Source organism: Vibrio sp. 2033, from assembly GCF_033339735.1.
Window position 1 is genome coordinate 1 of sequence record NZ_JAWOVC010000761.1, and the last position, 533, is coordinate 533.

The following is a 533-nucleotide window of genomic DNA, read 5'->3' on the forward strand; positions in this document are numbered from 1 at the left end:
CGGGAATCCAGGATTTCATGTCATAAAGCCTGCTGACTGTGCCGTCCGGATCTGAGAGTAAGCGCAATGGAAGCCGGTTCCGCTCGGCAAAACCTTTGTGCGATTCCCGCGAATCCGTAGAGATTCCGACTACTTCGGCACCTGTCGCCTGATACTCGGACCAATGATCACGGACAGAGCACATTTGTGCCGTACAGACCGGAGTATTGTCGCCGGGATAAAAAAGCAATACGACAACCTTGCCCCGATAATCACTTAGTTTCCACTGATTGCCATCGGAATCCTCCAGGCTGAAATCGGGTGCTTTTTCTCCGACAATCAACTGTGTCATAAATTTCCTCTATATTGCTTACTGTTCTTACTGTAGTTATTCTTTGATTTATCTCAGCAAAGCGGATGTTCTCCCGGTTGTGAAAAATCAGTTTCAAAACCAAATAGCCGCAATTCAAATCGCGGACTACTGAAAATCGCGAATATCCTTGAAAGGCTTTTCCGTAGCGGTAAAATCCGGACGATAATAAAATGAAGCCGAT

The 533-nt window shown here is 46.3% G+C and carries 1 protein-coding gene; it reads right to left on the minus strand.

Going from position 1 to position 533, the window contains the following annotated elements:
- On the minus strand, nt 1–331 hold a 331-nt coding region (locus R7P74_RS28940), incomplete at its 3' end, for a peroxiredoxin (protein ID WP_318124149.1).
- Between the last annotated feature and the right edge of the window lie 202 nt (nt 332–533).